This is a genomic window from Campylobacter gracilis (genome assembly GCF_018374135.1).
In the GTDB taxonomy this organism is placed as follows: Bacteria; Campylobacterota; Campylobacteria; order Campylobacterales; family Campylobacteraceae; genus Campylobacter_B; species Campylobacter_B gracilis_A.
In genome coordinates this window covers 1-25355 of sequence record NZ_JAHAFS010000002.1, presented here as the reverse complement: position 1 = coordinate 25355, position 25355 = coordinate 1, and the positions used below count along the sequence as shown (strand labels likewise).

At 45.2% G+C, this 25355-nt stretch carries 21 protein-coding genes and 1 pseudogene; 8 read left to right on the top strand and 14 right to left on the bottom strand.

Going from position 1 to position 25355, the window contains the following annotated elements; translation table 11 throughout:
• Positions 1-2: 2 nt before the first annotated feature.
• On the top strand, positions 3-482 hold the full coding sequence (locus KH703_RS01240; RefSeq protein ID WP_304293431.1) for a hypothetical protein: 480 nt from the start codon (positions 3-5) through the stop codon (positions 480-482).
• Positions 479-1657: a pyridoxal phosphate-dependent aminotransferase gene (locus tag KH703_RS01235; protein WP_304293429.1), complete on the top strand. Its 1179-nt coding sequence runs from the start codon at positions 479-481 to the stop codon at positions 1655-1657. The genes KH703_RS01240 and KH703_RS01235 overlap by 4 nt, the downstream gene beginning before the upstream one ends.
• Positions 1658-2055: 398 nt before the next feature.
• Here KH703_RS01235 and KH703_RS01230 read toward each other — a convergent pair whose 3' ends face one another.
• Entirely contained in the window at positions 2056-2967 is a 912-nt protein-coding gene (locus KH703_RS01230; protein WP_304293427.1) for a LysR family transcriptional regulator, read from the bottom strand.
• Between the two features lie 140 nt (positions 2968-3107).
• Between KH703_RS01230 and KH703_RS01225 the strand changes: the two genes are divergently transcribed.
• The 3 genes from KH703_RS01225 (at position 3108) to KH703_RS01215 (ending at position 5830) form a co-directional block, all read left to right on the top strand.
• On the top strand, positions 3108-4649 hold the full coding sequence (locus KH703_RS01225) for a flavocytochrome c (protein ID WP_304293425.1): 1542 nt from the start codon (positions 3108-3110) through the stop codon (positions 4647-4649).
• Positions 4650-4730: 81 nt separating this feature from the next.
• Positions 4731-5162 carry a cytochrome c3 family protein gene (locus KH703_RS01220; RefSeq protein WP_005870314.1) on the top strand — a complete coding sequence of 144 codons (432 nt, stop codon included), beginning with the start codon at positions 4731-4733 and terminating at the stop codon, positions 5160-5162.
• Positions 5159-5830, top strand: a complete 672-nt coding sequence (locus tag KH703_RS01215; RefSeq protein WP_304293638.1) for a NapC/NirT family cytochrome c — start codon at positions 5159-5161, stop codon at positions 5828-5830. Before KH703_RS01220 ends, KH703_RS01215 begins: the two co-directional genes overlap by 4 nt.
• A 664-nt stretch (positions 5831-6494) precedes the next feature.
• Here the strand turns inward: KH703_RS01215 and KH703_RS01210 are convergent.
• Positions 6495-7886, bottom strand: coding sequence for an OprD family outer membrane porin (locus KH703_RS01210; protein WP_304293422.1), 1392 nt, complete (start codon positions 7884-7886; stop codon positions 6495-6497).
• Between the two features lie 448 nt (positions 7887-8334).
• A complete protein-coding gene (htpG, locus tag KH703_RS01205) occupies positions 8335-10176 on the bottom strand; it encodes a molecular chaperone HtpG (RefSeq protein ID WP_304293420.1) in 1842 nt (613 codons plus the stop codon).
• Positions 10177-10494: 318 nt separating this feature from the next.
• On the opposite strand from htpG, the gene KH703_RS01200 reads away from it, so the two are divergent.
• From KH703_RS01200 to KH703_RS01190, 3 genes are read left to right on the top strand one after another with little or no spacing between them, the layout of a single operon-like run.
• Entirely contained in the window at positions 10495-10845 is a 351-nt protein-coding gene (locus tag KH703_RS01200) for a hypothetical protein (RefSeq protein WP_304293418.1), read from the top strand.
• 17 nt (positions 10846-10862) lie between these two features.
• The gene (locus KH703_RS01195) at positions 10863-11018 is read left to right on the top strand and encodes a hypothetical protein (RefSeq protein WP_304293416.1); all 156 of its coding nucleotides are present in this window, start codon (positions 10863-10865) and stop codon (positions 11016-11018) included.
• A complete protein-coding gene (locus KH703_RS01190) occupies positions 11008-11190 on the top strand; it encodes a hypothetical protein (RefSeq protein WP_304293414.1) in 183 nt (60 codons plus the stop codon). The genes KH703_RS01195 and KH703_RS01190 overlap by 11 nt, the downstream gene beginning before the upstream one ends.
• A 574-nt stretch (positions 11191-11764) precedes the next feature.
• On the opposite strand, the gene KH703_RS01185 is transcribed toward KH703_RS01190, so the two are convergent.
• The 11 genes and pseudogenes from KH703_RS01185 to KH703_RS01135 all read right to left on the bottom strand — a co-directional run.
• Entirely contained in the window at positions 11765-12778 is a 1014-nt protein-coding gene (locus KH703_RS01185; protein ID WP_304293412.1) for a UDP-N-acetylglucosamine--N-acetylmuramyl-(pentapeptide) pyrophosphoryl-undecaprenol N-acetylglucosamine transferase, read from the bottom strand.
• A gap of 136 nt (positions 12779-12914) precedes the next feature.
• Positions 12915-14075: an FtsW/RodA/SpoVE family cell cycle protein gene (locus tag KH703_RS01180; RefSeq protein ID WP_177389148.1), complete on the bottom strand. Its 1161-nt coding sequence runs from the start codon at positions 14073-14075 to the stop codon at positions 12915-12917.
• Positions 14076-15366: 1291 nt separating this feature from the next.
• The gene (locus KH703_RS01175) at positions 15367-17574 is read right to left on the bottom strand and encodes a DNA translocase FtsK (protein ID WP_304293636.1); all 2208 of its coding nucleotides are present in this window, start codon (positions 17572-17574) and stop codon (positions 15367-15369) included.
• Positions 17575-17733: 159 nt separating this feature from the next.
• Positions 17734-18978 carry a type II secretion system F family protein gene (locus tag KH703_RS01170; RefSeq protein ID WP_304293410.1) on the bottom strand — a complete coding sequence of 415 codons (1245 nt, stop codon included), beginning with the start codon at positions 18976-18978 and terminating at the stop codon, positions 17734-17736.
• Positions 18975-20723 carry a GspE/PulE family protein gene (locus tag KH703_RS01165; protein ID WP_304293408.1) on the bottom strand — a complete coding sequence of 583 codons (1749 nt, stop codon included), beginning with the start codon at positions 20721-20723 and terminating at the stop codon, positions 18975-18977. Before KH703_RS01165 ends, KH703_RS01170 begins: the two co-directional genes overlap by 4 nt.
• Before the next feature lie 5 nt (positions 20724-20728).
• Entirely contained in the window at positions 20729-21268 is a 540-nt protein-coding gene (locus KH703_RS01160; RefSeq protein ID WP_177389145.1) for a hypothetical protein, read from the bottom strand.
• Positions 21265-22272, bottom strand: a complete 1008-nt coding sequence (locus tag KH703_RS01155; protein ID WP_304293405.1) for a lipopolysaccharide assembly protein LapB — start codon at positions 22270-22272, stop codon at positions 21265-21267. Before KH703_RS01155 ends, KH703_RS01160 begins: the two co-directional genes overlap by 4 nt.
• On the bottom strand, positions 22265-23095 hold the full coding sequence (locus KH703_RS01150) for an ATP-binding protein (RefSeq protein WP_005870282.1): 831 nt from the start codon (positions 23093-23095) through the stop codon (positions 22265-22267). Before KH703_RS01150 ends, KH703_RS01155 begins: the two co-directional genes overlap by 8 nt.
• Positions 23088-24617, bottom strand: a complete 1530-nt coding sequence (mshL, locus tag KH703_RS01145; protein ID WP_304293399.1) for a pilus (MSHA type) biogenesis protein MshL — start codon at positions 24615-24617, stop codon at positions 23088-23090. Before mshL ends, KH703_RS01150 begins: the two co-directional genes overlap by 8 nt.
• On the bottom strand, positions 24595-25032 hold the full coding sequence (locus KH703_RS01140; RefSeq protein WP_304293396.1) for a hypothetical protein: 438 nt from the start codon (positions 25030-25032) through the stop codon (positions 24595-24597). The genes mshL and KH703_RS01140 overlap by 23 nt, the downstream gene beginning before the upstream one ends.
• A pseudogene (locus KH703_RS01135) lies at positions 25029-25355 on the bottom strand (hypothetical protein); the annotation flags it as partial. The gene KH703_RS01140 and the pseudogene KH703_RS01135, both read right to left, overlap by 4 nt.

The following is a 25355-nucleotide window of genomic DNA, read 5'->3' as shown; positions in this document are numbered from 1 at the left end:
AAGTGAAAAAAGCTCTATTTTTTATAATTTTTGCTATTTTATCAGCAAGCGGCAGCGATGCTAATAGCGCGAAAAATTCCGCGGACGACGCCAGAATAAGCCTAGTAAAAAGTCTATACATCAAGGATACCTATTTCGGCGATCACAAAAATGCCCTATCAGCTTCTTTCAAATCCGTGCTTATGCAAGATGAAGCCTCTGCTGGCGAAGGTGAGGTAGGCTGCTTGGACTACGATCCGATAATCGGCGGTCAAGATGTCTGCGACGATGCGAAATATGATTTTGAACTAGGGCAGCGCGATACCGTCGTAGTGACGCAGACCTGCCCCTATGGTGCGCAGACAATAATCTACAAACTCGTCCATAGCGGAGGCGATTATAAAATCGATGACATCTACGACCAAGACCCAAGTAGCGGCAGGGCTTTTAGCGTCAAAAATCAAATTTTAAATTGTCTAAACCAATCCAAGGAGCATCAATGAAATTAACACTTTCAAGTCGCGTAAGCAAGCTCGGCGAAAGCCTAACGATCGCAATCAGCACCAAAGCCAAGCAGATGAAAGCTCAGGGGCAAGACGTCGTAATCCTAAGCGCAGGCGAGCCTGATTTCGATACCGCAGAGGTCGCCAAAAGGGCTGTCATAGAGGCTATGACTAAGGGCTGCGGAAAATATACGCCGGTTGCCGGCACGCCTGAAATTTTAAATTTAATCGCGCAGAAGCTAAAGCGTGATAACGGCCTAAATTACAGACCCGATCAGATTATCACCAACGTAGGTGCCAAGCACTCGCTATTTAACGCCTTTAACTGCATCTTAAACGAAGGCGATGAGGTCATAATACCGGCGCCTTATTGGGTCACCTACCCAGAAATTGTAAAATTCTGTGGCAGCAAGCCCGTCATCGTAAACACAAAGGCGGAAAACCGATATAAAATCACCGCCTCGCAGCTCAAAGCCGCGATCACGCCGCGCACGAAGGCGCTGTGCCTTTTCAACCCGAGCAACCCCGCAGGCGCCGTATATTCGCGCCAGGAGCTGCAAGAGCTTGCGGAAGTACTAAAAGGTACGGATATTTTAGTAATTGCCGATGAAATTTACGAAAAAATCGTCTTCGGTAAGAGTTTCATAGCCGTAGCAAGCATCAGCGAGGATATGTTTGGGCGCACCGTGACGATCAACGGGCTAAGCAAATGCGGCGCGATGCCCGGCTGGCGCTTCGGATACACCGCCTGTGCGATCGATGAGCTAAATAAGGCGATGATCAGCCTACAAAGCCAAAGCGTCAGCAACGTAGCAAGCATCGTCCAGGCAGGCGCTATGCCGGTGCTGCGCGGCGAGGCGGATGATTATATCGAGGAGATGAGGCGCGAATACGAGCGCAGGCGCGATTTTGGCACGGACGCGATAGGTGCGATCCCAGGGCTTAGTGTCGTAAAACCAGATGGCGCATTTTATTTCTTCATTGATTGCTCCCAGGTAGAACCTGATAGTATGAAATTCTGCATGCAGCTGCTAGATAAAGGGCTCGTAGCCACGGTGCCAGGAAGCGGATTTGGCATGGATGGGCACTTCCGCATAAGCTTTGCGTGCTCTATGGAAAATCTAAAACGCGGCTTTGAGCGCATAGAAAAATTCGTAAAGAATTGCCAAAACTAATCCATACATAGAATTTTATGGCGCAAGTTTTGGCGGCGAGCAAGAAAAGCTAATCAAGCGGGAGCCAAAGAGCCGAAAGTACTAAATAGACGCTCTTTACCCGCTTGCAGATAAAATTTGCAAAAGAGTGCGCCGTGAAATTTACGTAGCCGCAGCGGAGGAAAATTTAGTCTAACTCTCCGCAAGATAAAATTTAGCCTGGCGTGGCGCAAGATAAAATTTAACCGATTAGCGCAAAATAAAATTTTAGATAAAATTTCGACCAAGCAGGTTGAGAACTTAAATTTAAAGAGCAAGATTGCAAGATGAAATTTGAAAAGCATTTTGACCGCAGCGCCTCGCGGCGCGTTATTAAATTTAAACCTTTGCGGCGCGCTATTAAATTTAAACCCGCGCGCCTACTCGCCGCTTTTGCCCGCTTTTATCATCTTTATAAATTCCTTTGCGAGCTTGGATGGCTTTTTATACACGACTGAAAACGATACGTCCAAAAGCGGCTCATCCGCGACGTCAAAGAGCGTGATGTAGTCCTTTTGCGTCTCAAAAATGTACCGCGCGAAGCTGAAGCTCACGCAAAGCCCCGCCGCGACCATCGCGTTAGCCACGTACAGATATGAGGTGTCGCAGAAAATTTGAGGCGTAAAGCCGGCGTTTTCAAAGATCTTTTTAAAGTTCGATTCGCTTTTTAAAATTTTACTGCTTATTGCAAATTTATCGGATTTAAACTCGCTAAGTGCGATTTTAGGGTATTTCTCGGTAGAATTTATACTCGCTCGCGAAACAGCCGGATGAGAGGAGCAGACGCTTAGAAGTAGCCTACGCTTTTTTATAAACTCGCACTCAAGCCCCTCCGCAGAAAGCTCGCCGAAGTGCGCGGCATAGACGATATCAAGCTCGCCGCTTTTTAGCATCTCGATGAGCGCGGGCTCGGAGTGGACGTGCACGATCCTGATATCAGCCTTCGAAAACCTACTGCAAAAAACCGCGATAATCTTTTCGATAAATTTAAAGCTGATTGAGGTCGCGCCGATTATGAGCTTGCCCGTCTTGATAGACGAAAGCCCGCGTATTTCGTTATTTAGCTCCTTATTGAGCCTAAGCATATTTTTCGCTCTGGCGATGTAAATTTCGCCCGCATAGGTAAGCTCAAGCCCGTTTTTTCTATCAAAAATTTCGACCCCAAGCTCCTTTTCTAAAAGCATAATGCTCTTTGAAAGCGACGGCTGCGCTATTCCAAGCTCGTTCGCCGCTTTTGTAAAGCTTTTTAGCTCTGAAATTTTTACCGCAAATTCCATATGTCGTAAGCTCATATTTTGCCCCTTCGGTTGAAATTTTATAGCCTTTAGCTATTAAATTATATACCAAATAACATTTGACTTACATAAAGATTTAATATAAAATTACAATATTAATCTTTAAGATTAAGGGATTTCAAAGTAAAGGGGCAAATATGCAGAGACGCGACATACTGAAAATGGGTATGGTAGGAGCCGGTGCACTCGCACTCGGCGCGGTAAATGCGCAAGCAAGCGCGGTGGACGCAAAGGACGTTAAATTTGACGAGGAGTGGGATGTAATCATCATCGGCAGTGGTTTTGCGGGGCTTGCAGCGGGCTTAAAAGCGGCGCAAAAAGGCAATAAAGTGCTAATCCTCGAAAAGATGGGTCGTATCGGCGGAAACTCCGTCATCAATGGCGGCGGTATGAGCGTGCCGATGAACCCAGTGCAGGAAAAAACGGACATCAAAGACAGCAAAGAGCTATTTATGAACGACTGTCTCAAAGCAGGACTTGGCATCAACCACCCCGAGCTTTTAAGCACCTTAGCCGATCGCGGCTTGGACGCGTTTAAATTCCTCGTAGATAACGGCGTGCAATTTAAGATGGATCACTGCGCGCACTTCGGCGGACATAGCGTCGCGCGCTCGATGCTAACTACAAACGATAGCGGCTCTGGCTACATCCAGCCGATGCTTGAAAAATTTGAAGCGCTAAAAGATAAAGGCTGCGAGCTTCGCCGCCGCGCGAAATTTGACGATTTCGTAATGGACGGCGAGCGAGTAGCGGGCGTCGTGATCCGCGAGGAGTATAAATTTGATCCGAATCTTTACAGCGACGATCTTGAAAACACGAGCGGTACAAAAAAGACGCTCAAAGCCAAAAAAGGCGTAGTGCTTGCAGCGGGCGGATTTTGCCGCGATAAAATTTTCCGCAAGCTTCAAGATCCGCGCATCCCAGATGACGTCGATAGCACGAACCACCCGGGAGCTACCGCGGGCGTGCTGCTAAAAGCCTTTGAGATCGGCGCGTATCCGGTGCAGGTCGATTGGATCCAGTTCGGTCCGTGGGCGAGCCCCGATGAGAAGGGCTTCGGCACCGCTCCGATCTTAACTCAGCAAGGCACCTTTAAATACGGTATCGCCGTGGACGTTCGCACGGGCAAACGCTTTATGAACGAGCTTGCAGATCGCAAGACTAGAGCGGACGCCGAGTTTAAAATTTTACGCGAGGATCCGAAAGCCTATCCGATAACATTCGCTGACACCAAAATGGCGTTTAAAGACCTAAGCGAAGAGGTGATTTCCAAGGGCATGGCAAGCGGCAAGCTAGTAGGCGAATGCGCGAGCCTAGATGAGATCGCCAGCAAATACGGCGTGCCTGCGGATGCGCTAAAGCAGAGCGTCAAAAAATACAACGAAGGCGTTAAAGCCAAAAAAGACGAGTTCGGCAAACAAGAAAGCGCACTTAGCGAGATCAACGAAGCGGGACCTTTCTACGTCATCCGCCTCTCGCCGAAACCTCACCACACGATGGGCGGTCTAAAGATCAATACCAAAGCCGAGGTCTTATCATCTAAGACGAATAAGCCGATCCCGGGCCTATGGGCTGCAGGCGAGATCACCGGCGGTACTCACGGCGCAAGCCGCTTAGGCACCGTCGCGATTACCGACTGCATAGTTTTCGGAATGATCGCGGGCGAGCAGATCGCTTAGCTAGGTCTGAGCGCAAGCTCTTTAAAGCCTTGCCCGGTTAGCAAAAGCGGGCCGGCAAGGCAGTTTTCTAAAAGGTTGTAAATGAAAAATTTCAGTTTTACGGCGCTGTTTTTGTGCTGTATCATCGCGACTTTGTTCGGCGCGCCGAGCGCTAATGACGCCAACGCCACGAACATAGTCGTTTCAGATGAGCTTCGGGCAAAATACAAAATCAAACCTCATCACGAGCATTTGTCGTTTGACTGCGTCGATTGCCACATAAATCAAGGAAGCGATCCGTCTAAATTTAAAAGTATCGGCGACAAGGGCTGTATCAGCTGCCACGGCGACAAAAAGCAGCTCGCTTTGAGGCTTAAATTTATGGATACTCTTAAGGCTAATCCGCATAACTCCGTCCACGACGGTCCTACGCTATACTGCGACGAATGCCACAACGAGCACAAGGCATCTACGAATATGTGTACCGAATGCCACGAGCACGAAGTGCCGCAATGGATGGGGGTGACACCATGAGAATTTCTAAAAAATTACTAGCGCTTATCATCTTAATAAGCGGCATTATAGGGTTTTTCGTCGTCGTGCCGGTGCACTACGCGCTTGAGAAAACGAGCACCGATAAATTCTGCGACGTCTGCCACGAGATGGATCCGATGGTGATCGCCTATCAAGACGACGTCCACTCGGGCAAGGGCAAAACGGGCATCAAAGCCAAATGCGTCGACTGCCACCTACCGCACGACAATATCGTAAAATACGTCTATCAAAAGGCCAAAAACGGCGTGTTGGAGGGCTACTCGCACTTCTTTGACGAGCCCGAAAAATACGACTGGAGCGCAAGGCGCAAAAACCGCGAACACTATGTGTTTGACAACGGCTGCACGAGCTGCCACGCCACCGTGATCGACAGCAAGATCACCTCCGAGCAGGCGCAGCGCATGCATGCGCACTACAAAAAGCTCCTAGGCACCGAGCGAGAACTCAAATGCGCGAGCTGCCACGTAAGCGCGGGCCACGGCATCGGACTTCGCAACTACCTAGAGTACTGGCGACCGACGTATAAAATCTACGAAAAGAAGATGATGCAGGAAAAGATCAAAGCTAAGAAGGAATTTTTCGGCGACGAGTATAAACCGAGCCCCGAAGAGCAGGCCTTTATGGACGCTTCTAGCGCGAAGAAATAACGCTTTGGGATTGTAAGCGTTTCGATTCACGCTCCGCCGCGGGTTAAATTTAAAGCTCAAATTTAGGGCTTCGATTTAACCCGCGGCGACTTAAATTTAGCGGAGTCAAATTTTATCCCGCTTGATCCGACGAGTAAAATTTTATCCTTTCTCATCTCTTTTTCGCTTTACGGGCGAGCTTTAAAAATTTATCTAAATTCAAAATTTCATCGAAAGAAGCCGTGCAAAAATCATCGCTTTTTTTAATATTTCAGCGCCGTGCTAGGGCGCAGTCAATGCCTGTAAGAGCTTAAAGACAAATCAGTTTGCCGATGGTCTGCTTGCGGTAAAATGCTGATGAAATTTTACTAGATTAAATAGCTACGTTAAATTGAAATAGCAGGTTTTAGAATTTTAAAATTTCGCGGAGTGGATTGAATAAATTTGAAATTTCGCCGATCTATCTTGTAAATTTATCATCTAAATTTCGCCCTTGCTGCATTAAATTTTAAAAGCCATGTTTGAATTTAGGAGGTTTGGATGAAACATTTATCAAGCGCGAGCCCGCTTGATAATGCAGATGGTAAAGAGTAAATTTTTCGGGTTTAACACCCTTTTTTGCGTCATATACGATGCAAAATAATGCAGATGAGAAAGAGCGGAAAATTCTCCGCTATTTAAAATTTTACTTGCCGCTTAGATCAAATTTATACGCAGCCTGCAACCATATCTCGTTCTCGTCAAACTTTCTATTTACGCCGCTAGCGTAGTGGTCGCTCCTCTCAAGCGCAGTGTAAGTTACACCCAAGCTTAGCCCCTTCACGGCCTTAGGAGCATAGTTTGCCGTTACCGCCCAGCCCTCTACGTCCATGCTGGTGCCGACCGCTTGACCCGCAGCCCCGCTAGCATTGATATTATTCGTGCCGCCTACTCTGTCTTGATCGCCTTTTACATAGTGTAGTGCGGTTTTGAAGCCATCTAGGCCAATAGCGCCGAAGTTATAATCAAGCACGACCTTATGCATATCCATACCCGCGTATCCCGTGAATACGAACGGACCTCTAATAGGCAGAGCGGTGTATGATCCCGGGCCGTTACCGACGCCCAAAATAACAGCATCGTCGTCGCTAACGGTCGTATAGGCATACGATAGACCGAATCCGAAAAACTCACTAACCGAGACTCTTGCGCCGAACATATCGCCGTCAAGCCTTCTTGGCTCCAGCCCTCCGTCCACGCGCGAGCCTTTGTAGTTAAGATCAAATCCTAGCTTTAAAACCTCGCCTACCGGCACTTTTACATTTGCCTCGGCAAGATACAGGCTAACGTCGCCGTCTTTTAATGCGTTAGCGGGTTTTACGTCCGTTACCGCTGCGTAAGCGCCGGTTAAAGTAGTATAAGGCAAGGATTTGTTTTGAACGTATGCGGAGAAGATATTTTCAAATTTTACAGTGACAGGACCGGTCATATTACCCAGAATCACCCTATCTTTAAACAAAGGAGCCTTTCCTTCGCCGGCTGGAGCGCCCATAGCGGTTTTACTCCTTCCTTGGAATTTATAAAACCATCCGCCCCACAAGGTAGTATCGGGGATATCTTTATTAGATATCGCCACGCCCTCGAAAGCTTCTTTAAACGCCCTCGTATAGTTGCCTGCTACCAGCGGAGTAACGACATATTGTCTTCCTGCTTTTATATCGGTATTACCTATGCCGTATCCCAGGTATAACTCAGATAATACCGCACCCTTGGTATACCACTCCTTATCGTAGGCGGTCTTATTGCTTGAGCCTACGTGATACGGCATCAACCAGCCCTGTCCGGTGAGCCCTATTCTAAAGCCGTAAAGAGGATCGGTGACATATCCAAGTTCAAGACCCACGCCGAATGCCTCGTAGTCGTTATCGCCCGTAGCGGCTTCGCCTCTATTGTCTACCGTTTTATTGGCGTAAGTGGTCTTTACCGTTCCGCCAAACTTACCGTTAGTGATCGCCTCGGCTACGCTATCCGCCGCGCTTAGCGAGGATACCGCACATGCGCAAACCGCCGCAGCTAAACTTAGTTTGATGAGTTTCATTCGAAATCTCCTTTCATAAAGATTTACAAATATTTATAAAATGAATTATATCAAACAATCTCGCTGTTTGCGATAAAAAAGGGGGAAATTTAAAATAAAATTACGCAACTTTGTAAAGATTAAATTAATGAATAGTGAAATTTATCGCCCGATTTATGATTTCATGCTTTGGCGAATATTTTCAGCTCTCACCCCGACCTCGACTCGCGGATAAAAACGATCAAAACCTCAAAATTTCTAAAATGTCAAACCGAGCCGCCGAATAAAATTTTTACCGAAATCAAAGAGTGAAATTTCGCCGCTTTTAAATTTTAAAATTTAGAAAGCGCAGTGAAGCTTGCGAGCTGAAATTTCTTTTTAAATTTAAAAGCGAGGCTACATAGATTTATACAGCCTATGCAGCCGTGCGGAATTTAGATAACGGATAGAAGCTCTAAATTTAGATAATCTACAAAGCCTTTGCGATCAGCTCGTTTACGTTTTTAATAAACTCGCTCGGATTTTCCAGCTCCTGCCCCTCGCTAAGGCGTGCCAGATCGTAGATTATCTCGGCTACTTGCGGCAGCATCAGTTTATCGGCCTGCAGCTTTTTGATGATCTCGTGATCCGCGTTGATCTCCAAAATCGGCTTTACAGGCGGCAGATTGCGGCCTCCCATCTGCTTAAGCAGCTGCTGCGTCGCAAAATCGGGATCGTTCTCGTCAAAAACAAGGCACGAAAGCGAGCCACTTAGACGCGATGAAATTTTAACGTCCTTGACGCGTTCGCCTAAAATTTCTTTGATCTTTGCGGCGATCTCTTTGGCTTGCGGCGTCGCTGCATCGTCGTCCGCAGCCTCCTGCTTGATCGAAGTCGCATTTTTAACCGGCGTCTTATCGAACTCAAAAACGCCCGGCATCACGATCGTATCGATCTCATCGTCGCAGAGCAGCACCTCCGTGCCCTCTGCGTTAAATTTCTCGATCAGAGGCGAGCTTTTAAGCATCGCGGCGCTGTTTCCCGCGATATAATAGATCTCTTTTTGACCCTCTTTCATTTTCTCCTTATACTCGCTAAGCGTGATGAGTCCGTCTCGCATGTTTGATTTGAAAAGACAGAGCTTTAAAATTTCCTCTTTGTTGGCGCCGAAGCCGTAAAGCCCCTCTTTCAAAACCTTGCCGAATAATTCGTAAAATTTTATGTATTTTTCGCGATCGCTTTGCAAAAGCTTTTCTAGCTCGGATAGAATTTTTTTGACGCTCTGTTCGCGGACATAGGCTAAAATTCGATTTTCTTGTAAAATTTCGCGGCTTACGTTTAGCGGCAGATCCTCGACGTCCATTATGCCGCGTACGAAGCGCAGGTAGCTAGGCAGCAGCTCTTTGGCGTCGTCGGTGATGAAAACGCGCTTGACATAGAGCTTCACGCCGCTTTGATAATCGACGCGGTATAGATCGAAAGGCTCGCTGCTCGGCACGTAAAAAAGCGTCGTGTATTCGTGCGTGCCCTCGACCTTGGTGTGGATGTAAAACAGCGGATCGCCGCTATCGTGGCTGATCTGCTTGTAAAATTCATTATAATCGCCCGGCTTTAGGCTGCTTTTCGGCAGCTGCCAAAGTGCGCTAGCGCGGTTGATCTGGACGTTTTTGATTTCGCTATGTCCCTGCTCGCCCTCTTTTTGCGCAGGCACGTATTCTTCCTTATCCATAAAGATCGGATAGGGGATGTGGTTGGAGTATTTTTTGATGATGCCTTCGAGCCTGTAGCCGTCCAAAAACTCCTCATCTTTCATATGCAGGATTATCGTCGTGCCGAAGTCCTCTTTCTCCGCCTTTTCGACCATGTAGTTGCTCGCGTCGCTGCTCCATTTAAAGGCGTCCTGCGAGAGCGGCTTGCGGCTGATCACCTCGATACGATCTGCAACCATAAACGCCGAATAAAACCCAACGCCGAACTGTCCGATGAGGTTGCTATCCTTCGCCGCATCGCCGCTAAGGCTCGCCATAAAGCCCTTAGTGCCACTGCGCGCGATAGTGCCTAGATTGCTCTCGAGCTCGGCCTCGTCCATACCGATGCCGTTGTCGCCGATGCTTAGCGTCTTGGCCTCTTTGTCGATCTTTATATCGATGCGCGGCACATACGAAAGCGCCTTATATTCGTCGTTCGTAAGGCTTAGATAGTTTAATTTATCCAGCGCGTCGCTTGCGTTTGAAATCAGCTCGCGCAGAAAAATCTCCTTGTTTGAATAAAGCGAATGGATCATCAGATTTAGCAGATCATTCACTTCGGTCTTAAATTTTTTCTTTGCCATTATGCGGTCCTTTTTAAAAATTTTGGCAGATTATATCATGGAGTGCTAATCTTGTCAAGAGAAGAATAAATAAACTTGATATGTATCCTATCAAGTTTTGTAGATTTAGAGACGTATTTTAAAACTTAGCATGGAATTTTGCTAGATTTGCTACTTACGAAATAGCCGCTCGCTCGACGTAAAATTTTAATAAAAATTTGGGCGTATTACAGTGAGTATTCATTGCAAAAATGGAAAATGAAAAACTGATAATTAAATTTTATAGATTTTTAAGGGGGGGGGATAGAATGCACTAAATTTTTGGTTGAAAGGAAAAATATGGCTGAGGATAAGATTAACGGGAACGAAGCCTTGACCCAAAACGGCATGGACAACAATAAGAAAGAAAGTGAAACGAAAAATATAAATGGAGATAAAGAAAATGAAGCTTTTGTTCAGGTTTCTTTATCGATTTTGGGCGGTATAGTAGGCGGCGCATGGGCTAATATATTAGATAAAGATTTATGGATTAATGTATTAACTATAACTGTAGCGGGCTTTATTGTCTATGCAACAATAACTTGGCACGATAAGAAATTAGATAAAAAGATAGGATTTCCTATTCTGATTGTTCTTTTGCTCATAATAATGGCTCTACTTGCGTGTTTAGCGTATTGCATTCACAAATAATTTCAAAGGAGAAAAGAATGAAAAAAGTGATTTTAATTTTAGCGATTCTAGCGAATTTGGCGTTTGCAGAATGGAAAATTTTTCAGAGAATAAAAAAGAGTGCGAGAGCGGAAGCGTCTATACTTGTCTTAGTTATGCATAAAATATCTTTTTGGTACAAATATGGTCTCTAGTGATTATATTCCTAGGGATTATATAAAAGCAAAATTTTTTCTTGAAAAAGCTTGTAAAAAAGACAATGTTAAAAAAGAGGATAAATCTGATGTTATAGAGGCTTGCTTTTATCTAGGATATATGTATCTTGAAGGACTTGGCGCAGAGAAAGACGATAAAAAAAGCTTTTGAATTGTTCAACACAGCTTATGACGGTAAGCTTGATGAGTTATATTGTAGGTTAGGAAAAATGTATTTTGAAGGGGATAGGGTACGATAGATATAGAAAAATGCGCAAAGATGAAGAAAAAGGTGGCGAGTATTATAAAAAGTCTTGCAACGACGGATATCCGTATGCGTGCAATGATATAGCTAAAATTATTTATCAGTATGAATATAATGACGAAGCTGCGCAATATTATAAGAAAACTTGTGAGCTTATAAAAATACTGACAAAGCAAAATATTTTCAAGAAGCTTGCGATATGTATGAATTACTAAAATAATCCAAATTTTACCCGAGCCGAATTTGCGCTCGGGTAAATCCGCTTAAATTTTCCCAAATCAAATTTAAATTTTCGCCGCTCTCGTTTGCGCCGCTCTTGTGTAGCCATCCTTGCGCCGCCTTTCGTAGAGCGTTGTATTTCTCGCCCTCCTTCGCCATATTTACGCGTAACAAAGCGCACAAAAAGTAAATTTTGAAATTTATTCGCCCTGCCCTACGATGAAATTTACGCGCAAAACGCAGGCACAAAAACAGAAGTGCCTTAAATTTTACTCATTACGTCGTCGATTATCGCTTGCGCGCCGTTTCGATCAGTAAGCTCAAGTAGCCCTTTGCTCGCTCGTGCCACGTCGAAGCTCTCAATCAAGCCCAAAATCCGCTCGCCGCTCGCATCCTGCTGGCGTAAAATTTCGCAAAGTCCGCGCTCTTTAAGAAATTTCGCGTTATAAAACTGATGATCCGCCGCCGCGAACGGAAACGGCACAAATATCGCGGGCAGACCGTTTGCGCAAAGCTCCCACAGCGTGCTGGCGCCACTGCGCCCGACGCAAAGATCGGCGCTTGCGATAAGCTCGTGCATATTTTTGCAAAAGCCCACTAGCTGTACATCCAGACCCTGCTGCGCGTAGATCTGCGAGATACGCTCAAACTCGCGCTCGCCGCACTGATGGATCACGCCGTAGCCGAGACCCAAAAGCTTGGGCGCAAGCTCCACGGCAAGTGAGTTGATAAAGCTCGCCCCCTGCGAGCCGCCCAAAAAGATGACCTTCTTAAGCGCCGTGCGCGGCCGCGCCGTCTCGAAAAAAATATCCGCGATCGGATAAGCAAACGCGGGCTTTTCATAGGAGCTGTAAAACGCACGCGCAAAGGGCCTCAATAGGCGATTGAGCCGCCCGCAAACGGCGTTTTGCTCGTGGATAAAAAACGGCACGCGAGAAAGGATCGCCGCGATGGATGCGGGCGCCGAGCCGTATCCGCCCACGCTGATGAGCGCGCGGACGCCGTTTTGCTTTAAAATTTTACGCGCCGCAAGTGAGAGGCGCAGGATATTTAGCAGCGAGGCTAGCTTGGCAAGGCCCTTTTTATCGACAACGCCCGAGCTTTGCAGAAAATAGGTGCGCGCAAAAAGCTCGCTACCCTCAAACCACGCGCGATCCTGCCCGCGATTTGAGCCGATGAAGATCGTCCTGGTGCCCTGCTTCGCAAGGCGGGCGGCTAAATTTTTAGCGATTATCAGATGCCCGCCGGTACCGCCGCCGCTGATTGCTATGACCATACTTTTCCTTTAAATTTATAAAATTTCGCCGCTAAATTTGAGCCTAGGCGCGCTTCGGCGTAGAATTTTAAGCGCAATTCGGCTCTAAATTTACGTCTAAATTTAAACCGCACTCGTTCCAAAGCCCGCAAAAGCCTTAAAATTTCGCCCTTTTCGACGCCATCAAAACGAGCCCCACTGCAAACGACGCCGCGAGCAGGTGGCTGCCGCCGTAGCTTAGAAACGGCACGGCGATACCCTTAACCGGCGAGATCGACGTAATGCCGTAGGAATTGATAATGAACGAAAAGAAAAACATAAAGCCGATACCCAGGCAAAAGAGGAAATTTACGTTACTCGGCGACTTGCTCGCGGTCTGAAAGATGCGAAATAGCATCGCATAAAATAGCGCCACGATGAGCAAAATCCCGACAAATCCCCATTCTTCGGCGATACCTGCGAGCACGAAGTCGGTATGCACCTCGCTTAGATATCCTAGCTTAAAGCTTCCAAGCCCGAGCCCCTGTCCGAAAAACTCGCCGTTGTTTATCGCATTTAGCGAGTGTCCGACCTGATACGGCGCGCTAGCATCCTCTATGCGCAGCCCGGCAGCGGTCTCCGGCGACATAAACGACAGTACGAAATCCTGCACGCCGCCCCACCACGAGCGCACGCGATCGACCCTGTGCGCGCTCGTGACGATAAAAACGTAAGCAAGCCCCAAAATCCCCATAAAGCTAAAGCCGATGAGCTTGAAGCTAGTGCCTGCAAAAAGCGACATAAAAATCATCGTAAGCCCCAGCACCGCGACCTGTCCCAGATCGTTTTGCACGATGGCGACTAGGATTACTACAAAGCCAAAAAGCGCTACGTAAGGAAGCAGCGTCGCGATCTCGCGCCCGATGCTTTTTTTGGAGTGATCGAGCTTGCGCGAGAAGCTCCACGCTAAAAAGTAGATGAAACCCACCTTGAAAAATTCCACCGGCGCGAGGTTAAAAAACGGCAGTCTGATCCAGCGCGCCGCGCCGTTTACGTCGGCGACCAGGGATTTGGGTAAAAAGCCCATCGCGAGCATCAAAATCCCCATTATCGCAAAAAGCGACATGCACACCGGCGTTAGGCATTTATCGGGATCGGCGCGCGAGACGATCCACATCACCGCGATGCAGGCGATCCCTACTGCGCACTGACGATAAAAAAAATGCAGTGGTGTAGCGCCCAGCAGAAGCACCGTATAGGAGCTCAGCGACAGCGAAAATATCATGCCGATCGTAATGAGCGCGCAGGTGAAGTAATATAGCCATTTATCGGTTCTCAATCATCTCTCCATTTTAAAATTTATTCGCATTTACGTGCGCCGTGCACGCTTCTCTGCCGCGAGAGGCTCAAACCTCGCATCGCGCCCCTGCCGCACGGCGCCGATCGCGGCACCACCTTTTAAAAAGCGTACGGCACGACCACATATTGTCTTTTGGCGCGCAGCACGATCGTGCATCTTTGACGCGCGGCGCGAATTTTATCCTCACACATAGGCGACTTTGGCAGCGCACGCTGCGGGATAGCGCACCCTAAAGCACGTCCTGCGTCGCCTTGCAAGTACGCATTCTTCTTACACAAGGCGGCTTTCGTCGCACGATAGCAAGGTTGCAAACCGCGACCATGCAAAATCGTGCACGGTAGTTGCAAAATTTTACGCCGCAGAGCATTTATTGTAAGCACTCGCTCGCAAAACATGCCATATGCAGCCGCACTACGAAACACGCCCGACAAAACACCGCGCGCCAAACAGCTTTGTCGCGCCGTTCACGATCCATCGGTTTTTGGCGTGCGGCGCGAGCACTCGCGTCGTAAATCAGTCGCCACGCACAACCGCAATACTTCGATACTAGTCTTCAGCACACAACGAATTTTTCACTCATGTACTCGCGCGCGACAAGCTAGCCTCTGGCAATTTCTCCTACTTGCGCAGTCGCAAGATGTTTCATATCGGCGCGGCGCGATTTAAAATTCAGGTCCGCTGCGGCAAATTTTAAAATTTCAAAATTCAAAAGTCCAAAAAGAAGCGAAATTTTAAAATTTTAAATTCTGCGGGGCTCTATAAATTTATAAAATTTAAAATCGCAAAATTTTTAGCGCTCAATTTTAAAACCCTGCCCTGTTTCTGCTCCGCTTGCACTCTAAAATTTCACGCCGCGATTAAAATTTGGCGCCAAGAACACAGCGCGCAATTAAACTACACCTTATAAATTTATTATAAATTTAGACAGCGAGCACGCCGCAAATGCAAGCTGCAAAACACGCTGTTTGTACCTGCCGAGCTCTACTTCGAAGCGCCTGCCGCACCGCAAAGAACTTTGACGCATCCTCGCATCCATGTAAACCATCTACCTTGCCATAGCCACAGAGGCACAAGTGCGAGCTGTAAGACACGCAAATTTTAAAATTTAAAATCCGCCATACAGATCAAAAAATTTCAAAATTTCGCCGCTTCAAATCCGATAAATTTTAAAATTTTACCGACGCAGATCGATTAAATTTTAAAATTCCGACGCCGTAAATCCAATAAATTTCAAAATTTCGCCGCTTAAATTTCATCGAAATTTTAAAGCTTACTTGATTATGTCGCGCTGGCCTTTGGCGTTGATCTCGCTTAAAACGCCCATCTGTTCGAGCTGCTCGATGATCGTCGCGGCGCGGTTGTATCCGATACGCAAGCGGCGCTGCAGGTAGCTGATCGAGGTCTTCTCCTCCTCTAAAACAATCGCCTTCGCCTCGTCATAAAGCTCGTCAAGCACGATATTTTGCGGATTAATTATGCCGCCCTCTTGCTTGGCGCCCTCGTTTTCGATCAAAAATCGCTCGTCATAAACGACGCTTTCTTGCGCTTTTAAAAATTCCGCGATCTTGTTGATCTCATTCTCGGTCGTAAACGGCGCGTGCAGGCGGATGAGCCCCGGCGCGGTAGGCGGCGTAAACAGCATATCGCCCCGCCCAAGCAGGCTGTCTGCGCCCATCTGATCCAAAATAACCTTGCTATCGACCTTCGAGCCCACTCGGAAGCTGATGCGGCTAGGCAGATTCGCCTTTATCAGCCCCGTGACGACATCCACGCTAGGACGCTGCGTCGCTACGATGAGATGGATGCCGCTGGCGCGCGCCATCTGCGCCAGACGCGCGATGTAGTGCTCCACGTCCTTGCCGCTCGTCATCATCAGATCCGCGAGCTCGTCGATGATAACGACAATGTAAGGCAAAATTTCACCTCCCTCGCGCAGCATCTTTTCGTTGTAGTTGTCGATATTTTTCGTCCTGTTTTGCGCCATGAGCGAGTAGCGCTGCTCCATCTCGGCGACAAGGTTACTTAGCGCGATGATCGCCTGCTTAGGCTGCGTGATTACGGGCGTCAGTAGGTGCGGGATGTCATTGTAGATGCTAAACTCGAGCATCTTGGGATCGATCATTATAAGGCGCAGGCTTTTGGGCGAGTTGCGATACAAAAGGCTTAAAAGCATGGCGTTGATGCCCACGCTCTTGCCGCTTCCCGTGGTGCCTGCGATGAGAAGGTGCGGCAGCTTCTTAAGATCGGTGACGAAAGGCTGGCCCACGATGTCCTTGCCAAGCACGATGGTAAGCGGGCTCGAGGCGCTTTTAAATACGTCGCTTTCTAAAATTTCGCGAAGATAGATTGTATCGATATTTTGATTCGGTATCTCGATACCCACGACGTCTTTACCAGGAACCGGCGCTTGGATGCGGATGGTCTGTGCCCGAAGCGCCATCGCGAGATCGTCTTGCAGCGTTAAAATTTTACTTACCTTGATATGCGCGGCGGGGCGAAACTCAAATGTCGTAACGACTGGGCCCGAATAGGTCCGCACCACGTCGCCGTCGATCTTAAATTTACGCAGTTTATCGAGCAGGTCGTAAATTTTACGATCGATCTCGCTCTCATCGATGCTACTTTTCTTTTTCGGCGGCAAGTTTAAAAAATCAAGAGGCGGCAGCTTAAAATCCTTGGGCTTAGCCACTCTGCCCTTATCGAGCTGATCCAAAAGCCTTTTGTTTTCGGCGACCTCGCTTAGGCGCTCGACCCTTTTTAGCCTGCTCGGCTTTCCCTTTTGCGGCATTTTAAGCTCTGCGGCTTTCATATCCTCGCCGCCAAAGCCCCGCTCGTCGGATCCGCCCTGCCCCGCAAAGCCGCTCTGCTTGGACAATGCGAGCTCGTCTGTAGCCCCGTACGACGCATCGGAATTTTTTGTATTATAAAGACTCTGCTCGGAGGGATATTTCACAGCCTCGCCCCTTCTTGCGGAAATTTCAAGATCGCCCTCTTGCCGCTTGGTTGCAAGATCTATATCGTTTACGAGATCGTCGTAAATTTCATCATCCTGCGTGCCTTCGTCTCTTGAGCCCACGAAGCAGTTTTTGACGATGTCAGTAAAGCGATCTTCAAATATCAGCACTAGCGAAAGCACAAAAATCGTAATATTAAAAATCCACACGCCAACGCTTCCGATCATTCGCCTAAGTCCGTCCACCGCGAAACTGCCAACTGCTCCGCCGCTAGCACCGAATAGACTCGACTGCACCATCAAAATGGTAAAAAACAGCAAAATTGCGCCGATACTAAACTCAAAAAATCTAAAGTCAAAACCGCGAAAATGCTTATAGGCTACGTATGCCAAGGCGAGCAAAAATAGCGGATAGATGTATGCAAAATAGCCGAATAGCTGGGTATTGAACGAGCGGATGGCGTTGCCCGCGCTGCCTACGAGCGCAGAATCGGGCGCAATAGTAGCAAGCCCAAAAAATATTATGATAGCCGATACGACGATAAAATATACTTCTTTAACTATGATTGATCCTTAAATTTAAAGCGGTATTTTAGCTAAACGAAGGTTAAAATTTTATTTGAAGGATGAAATTTTAATGCTTTGATAAAATTCCGCGCCCTCGCAGGCGCAGAATTAAAAGGGTTAGCTCTTGACGGCTTTGCCCAGATCCCACATAGGCATAAAGATACCTAGAGCCAAAAGAAGAACCATACCCGCCATGAAAAATAGCATGATCGGCTCGACGTAACTTGAGATATTATCGATGATGTCGTCAAATTTCTCTTTATAATAATCCGTGACGTTGCCAAGCATCTTATCGAGGTTACCGGCCTGCTCGCCCGCGCTGATCATCTGAATAAGCATACTCTCATAAAGCCCTGTATTGTTAAACGCCTCTGTTAGGCTCACGCCTTGCTGTACGGCAATTTTAACGGTAGAGAGTTTCTCTTTTAAAGTATGATTATCCACCATTAAAACAGATGTATCCAGCGCATCTGCGATAGGAATACCCGCTCGCACGAGCTCTGTAAAAATCAGCATGAATCGCGACATTGTCGAAAAAAATATGATCTTACCGAATAGATAAACCTTCAAAATCCACTTATCCCAACCTTTCTTAAATTCAGGATTATTCCTATACGCCCATCTAAGACCTACGATGGTAAGTATGATACCCGCTAAAACGAAAATTCCATAATTATTAAGAGTGCTTTCGATACCGAGTAAAATTCTAGTAGGCAGCGGCAGATCCGCGCCGAGCTCTTCGAAAATTTCGCGGAATTTCGGCACGACATACATCATTAAAATAGAAAACGCGATCGCCATAACGATCATAAGTATCATCGGATATCGCATCGCCTTTTTAAATTTACGCTGGTTCTCCCAAAGCTCTTGAAGCATGGCGGCAAGCTTGGCTAGGGATTCTGCCATATTACCGGTAGCTTCGCCCAGACTTACCATCGCAACGACAACATCGCCGAGCTGCCCTCTAAATTTCTCCGTAGACTCTGTCAAGCTAAGACCCGCGTTAAGATCATCGTTCATAGCGCTAAAAATCTCTTTTAGCGTCTTATCCTCTGCCGCTCTTGCGACCTCTTTGATCGAGTCGTGGATCGAAATTCCTGCATTCGTCATAACCGAAAGTTGGCGAATCGACGCTACTAACGGCATCGTTCTAACTCTTCCACTTCCACCTAGCATACGCGAAACTTGCGCCTTAAAATCACCGCCCGTATTAGCTAGAACCTGGGTTTCGCCTCTTTTAACGATAGTTCCGCCTACGCGCTGCTTCATTAAATTACTTGCTTGCACCTTGTCGCTAGCTTGCAAGAACATCTTTTTTCTTGTGCCCTTGGCGTGATATTCGACTTCTAATTGCTTTTTCATTGTTTGGCCACCCTATAAATTTCTTCTATACTAGTTACTCCGCGCGCAGCACGTATAACACCGTCTTCAAACATATCTATAAAACCCTCCTCCTTCGCTAAGACTCTCATATCGTCCTTTGAGCCACCGTTAGCGATCAGGCTCTGCATTTTATCAGTAATAGGCAAAATTTCACTAATCATTTCACGCCCCATGTAGCCCGTCTGACCGCATTGATCACAACCCACAGCCTTGAAAAATGTGTATTTTTCAGGCAAGAATTCCTTCAGCTGATCAAGCATCGATTTAGGCAGATTTGTAGGCTGCTTACAGTGCGGGCAAAGCTTTCGCACGAGACGCTGCGCCTCGACGGCAATGAGCGAACCGCTTATAAGATAGGCTTCGATGCCCATATCGACTATTCGCGGAATCGCGCTAATAGCGTCATTGGTGTGTAGGGTCGAGAAAACCAAGTGCCCCGTAAGAGCGGCTTGGATCGCAATTCTAAGGGTCTCTTGATCACGGATCTCACCGATCATTATGATGTCAGGATCTTGTCTTAAGATCGAGCGCAGTGCTGAAGCGAATGTAAGACCTGCTTTTTCGTTAACTTGAACTTGTTGGATTAAATTTACTTGATACTCGACCGGATCTTCTACAGTAATAACCTTAGTATCGATATTTTTAATATCGTTTAGCGCCGCATATAGCGTCGTAGACTTACCGCTTCCCGTAGGTCCGGTAACCAAGATAATACCGTATGGAGCTTTCATAGCGTTATTAAATTTCTTAAAGCTATCAGGGTGCATACCGAGCTTTTCCAGGCTGATGATAACCTTGGATTTATCGAGGATACGCATAACGGTAGATTCGCCATTGATAATAGGCAGCGTCGAGATACGAAAGTCATATTCGCGACCTGAAATTTTCATACTAAACCTGCCGTCCTGCGGCTTGCGGCGCTCGGCGATATCCATATTCGAAAGTAGCTTCAATCGGCTTACTAGCGGCGGATAGATATCTTTATCAAAGATAAAAATTTCAGCGAGCATTCCGTCGATTCTGGTGCGCACGACGCAGTTATTCTCGGTAGGCTCGATGTGAATATCGCTACCGCGCATCTTAATAGACTGGCTAATTATCATCTCAATGAGCTTCAAAATCGCCGAGGTATCATCGCTGCTTCCGCTACCGCCGGTGTTAGCAAGCTCTTTGCGGATCTCCGCTACGAGCCCTTTAATGCTCTCTGAAAGCTCAAGCTTAGATAGATATTTATTTACCTGATTTGGATCGGCTACTACGATTTTAAGCAGCTGTTTGCTAAACATAGCCTGCGCTTTATCTTGCGACTCAAGATTAAACGGATCAGAAAAAGCAACGTAAATATTCAGATCATCCGCTTTAACCGGTATCACGCCGTATCTTTTAAGTTGTGCAGTAGGAGTGCGCTCCGATAGCCTGAAGTCTATATCGATATCGTCCAAATTCATATACGACAGGTTCATTTTCTTGGCTAGAATTTGCAAAAATTCCTTCGGATCCATCGAAAATTTTTCGCTTATATCGTCAAATGCTATCTGACGACGCTTGTATAACTCAACTAAAATCGAGCAAAAATCATCCTGGCTTAGATAGTTATCTCCGACTAAAACCTCGCCTAGCGTCAAGCCGATATCCATCTTATCTTTAATTTCCGGAACAACGGTGCTAGTAAGGATATTGTTTCGTATTAAAATCGCAACAATCTGCTCTTCAATCTTTGTCATCGCGATCACCAATAAATTTTAATCGAGCTGAGCTTATCGCCAGCATAAATTGCAATTACCATCTTTTTTACCTCTTCCTCTTCTTTGATAAAAAGCTCGGCGCGCTCGCCGTTTTCTAGGGTAAAGACATACGTATCACTCTTTTTTACGTATGCTCTCTCCGTAAATTTATCAAAAATTTCAGACAAAATATAATTGATCTTAGGCGTTCTTATATAGCTTATGTCTACGCCGTCGCAAAGCGCTAAATAAAGCATCTTTTTTTGAAAAATTATAGTCGAATAAAGAGAAGCATTCTCGCGAGCCTCTTTCGTCTTATAAAGCATCACCGTAGGCACTACAAGTTCGTTTACTTTGTCCATCTTCAGGCACGCCTTGGCATACATATTTGCAAGTGCCTCGCTTTGCTCCTCGATGAATAAATTTCGCACGCTTTCTTGGCAGATACGGTTATACTGACCGATCTGATCCCAGTTGCGCACGTCATCGGCACTAACTGCAAATAACGACGCGATCGCAAAAGCTAAAATATATAAAATTTTCATAGTTTATCGCTTCTTATCTTTGAAATCAGGCTAGAAATTTCGCTATTTTTCGCCTTTGCATTAAAGGTCTCAAGAGCGTAAAGCGCGTCTTCCTTACGACCCTTTTTATAATTGGCTTTAGCAAAAATTATCCAGCTGGCGACGTTGTCCTTATCAAGCTCATTTGACGTAAGAGCCCATTTGATCGCATTGTCGTAGTCTTTCTTATTATACGCTTCTTCGGCTAGCGATAGCGAATACTCAATCTTATTCGTCGCATAAAATTTGCTCTCCAAGCTCTGCTTATCTTCGCTTAAATTTGAAGTTTTTATCTCAATTCTAGAACTTAGTGGAGCGCTACTTGCGGTATTTGTAGAACCTCCAGAGAAATTTGATTTAGGCGGCAATGGAGCGCGTCCAAAATCTATAACCTCGTTTTTAGGTGGCTGATTTGCAAAAGCTGCGTTATTGGTATTAGGTACGTTAAACGTAGGAGCATTTTGATTGCCAAAATTCTGTCCGCCAAAATTTTGACCGCCGAAATTCTGCGCCTGAGCCTGCCCGCCATAGTTTCCGCCATTTTCGTAATTATTGGTTATCTTAAATCCACCGGAATCCTCGCTGGATAGCACACCTACGTCGTTTAAATTTAAGCTTGGACGTTCCTTTTCGTGCTTAGAAGTACGAGCAACTTTAGGAGCACTGATATTATAATCTTCTTTGGAGATATTATTTTGCACTGCAAGATCTGCCGCCTGCTGCTCGGCATCATTAGCAGAATTTGTAGCTCCACTCTTATCCTCAATATTTTGATTGATACTTGCCATACTGACGCTATCACTGTCTTTAAGCAGCCAGAATATCGCTCCGATCGCAACCGAGATCAATATCAAAAGCCCCAAAATCGTCTTGTCAAATCTCAATACGAAATTTGGCTTAGATTTCAGGAAAGAAAACTGCTTTCTGTTTTTGTTATACTCTTCCCATTTTTTTTCAAGTTCATTTACTTCGTAAAATTCAAGCATTTATTATCCCCGAGCCTATCGCTGCCATCTCTATAATTTTATTATTAATCTGCGAAAAACTAATTTCCGTAGGTTTATTTACTTCGTAATACTCAAAAAGCTCATACATCTTATACATAAGCTTGTTGATGTTCCTCATATTGCCATCCGTTAAATTTAAAATCAAATCGAAATTATCGTCGCTAAACATAAAATAGTATTGTTGAAAGCCATGAAGCACAAGCTTTTTTTCAATATACAGCTTGACTTCGCCTAAATTTGAATTAGGAAGCTCGATACTCTCCCAAATTCTAGTTTTAAAATAATCCTTTGCGAGGCGATCTTCCTCGTCCGTCTTATGCACTGTAAATAAAAATTTAAATAATCTAGTATCTGCCATAAGGCGAATTTTTTCTATCAAATTTCCGGGATACAGCTGAGCTTCGTCAAGCAAAATAACAACCTGCTCTACCGCCCCTACGTTAGTAGAAATTCCAAATCTCTCTCTATAAACCCGCATAAAATTTTCATAATTATCAATCGGCTCGCTAGGAGTAGAATGAAAAATCTGCGAATAAAGCTCTAAGAAAAATTCTTTCTCATCAAAAAACGGCTGCGGCACAAATACGACTCTTACCTTTTTTTCAAGATCGACTTTGATCTTATTAAGCAAAAATGTCTTGCCACAGCCCGGTTTGCCGTAAAAAAGTATAAGTTTTAACGGCTTTTGCAAAGCATTTAAAATTTTATGATAAGCAAGGGTCGATTTATCGAGATTAACGAAGTCCGAGACTTCGTTATCCTCAATAAATATCTCCTTGATCGCCGTATAGTTATTACTCATTTTCGTAGATGGATTTTGAGTAACCTAGCTCTTTAAGCGAAGTAGCAAGCGGCGCGCCAGTATTGTCGATGATATGTGGAGTTACTACAAATATTAGCTCCGACGTGCTCAAAACATCGGCAGTGCTTTTGAAAAGGTTTCCGATTAGCGGAATTTCGGCTAGCACAGGCACCCTAGTATTGTTCTTTGTTTTAGTAGCACCGATTAGGCCGCCTAAAATTACAGTATCACCATCATCTACCCAAACAACGCTTGAGAGCTTCTTTTGCAAAGTATCCGGTGCAATATCTCTTCTGCCGGTTCTACCATTCTGATCAACTTGCCTTACATTATCTTCTGCATATTTAAGAGCACTTAGGGATGGATTTATACGCAACATAATTCTATTGTCATCTGAAATCTCAGGCAAGATATTCAAAAGAATACCTACAAATATTGAATATTGATCATCCGATTGTGTATTGCTATCCGCAACGCCGGTGTCACTCTTAGTAGTAGATTGTAATACATAGTTAATAGTATCACCCACAGAAATAATAGCAGGCTGATTATTCATTGTAGTCACCTTGGGACTAGAGATAATCTTTGTTTTACCTTTAGTCTCTAGAAAATTGATCAAACCGTCAATATTGAAATTCAGATTAGCTCCTATAGTCCAAGTTCCATGAGTATCACTAGCTTTTCCTCTATTACCGTTTGTTATATGATAACCCGAAGGTGTAGTAGGATTTCCACCCACATAGGTATTAAATCCCAATTGAAATTTACTCCAATCAATACCGGTAGTATATTCATTATTCAGCTCGACGGAGATAATATTTACATCTAATAATACCTGGCGACCAAGACGCTTTTGCATACCATTTAAATATTTATCCACACGAGCAATCTGGGACTTCATACCTGTAACGGTTACTAAGCCTGCATTTTGATTTATTATAGGAGCAACTGCGACATATTTTTCAGTTCCATTATTTAGAATAGCTGTAATCTCATCGCTAATTTTCTCCCAAAAATCAAATTTTTCTTTCGCAGTAATTTTATTATCATCTGTCCTAGTAGAGTCATCATTATCATCATCGACTTTTGTAGGAGCAGAATCTACAGAAGACTTAGTAACTGCAGTTCCTTCACGAACAGAAGTAATATAGTCGACTTTAAAAGTTCTAGTCTCCAATGCAGAAATTTTAACTATACCGTTAGAATACTCATAGCTCAAATTATTTTCTCTAATCAGCAAGTCCAAAACTTCACGCAAAGAAAGGTCTTTGATACTAACGCCCTGTAGCGGTTTACTCATCTCCTCTTGAGCAATAGCATCCTTCGCTACCACTGAAAAACGGCACATATCGGATAGCTGAGTTAGCATCTCATTTAACGTAACAGTATCGTTAATTTTAATGTTTAGCGCCTTCCTGTCGCAATTGCTTACAGCAGGAGCAGCAGATAGACTAGTAGCCGTAACGGACAAAGCAAGCATAGCTGCTATGCTAAACTTCTTACTTATATGTAATAATGACATTTTGACTTCCTTGTTTTAGTTTTAATTCAACTTTGGTGTCATCATCGCTAACGATCATAACACTATTGCTGGTAATTTGCGTGATTTTATATGAGCCGACATACTCGCCCAAGCTATACCATTTATCATTCAATTTAACCTTATCGCCCATTATCCCAACTAGTTCATAACCTAGATCAACTTGCTGCTTGGCTTCTTTCGGGGCATTAGGTTCTTTTTGATAAAATGGATCTTGCAACGAAGCTATTTGCTCGTCGCTAAGACCTATCCTAGGCTTGCTAAGATCATTGAATATCTTATCGTATTCGACCTCATAATTGCCCCTAGCGTCTCCTACTACAGATGCGACTTTCCCTTCTTGGTCTGCAATCAATGCGTTAATAATTAATATGGAGCATAAAATTAGCTTTTTCATTTGTAGTTTACTCCCCAGATAGATATGCCTATTTTGCCACCTATCTTACCATTTTTAGTAGCATTAATATCCATCTTATTTACATCTACAATCATTTCTGATTGTTCAATTAAATTTATGTATTTAAGTACATTAGCAAATGCTCCCTCAAACTGGACGCTTATATCTAATAAGGCTTCGGGAACGAATTTTTGTTCTACACTAGGCATCCGTTTATCACTATGAATAGCATAAATTTTTACATTATTATTCTCTGCGATAGTAGATAGACTATCTATAAACGTAGCCCAATTCTTTTCATTATAGGTAAGCTTCGAAATCTC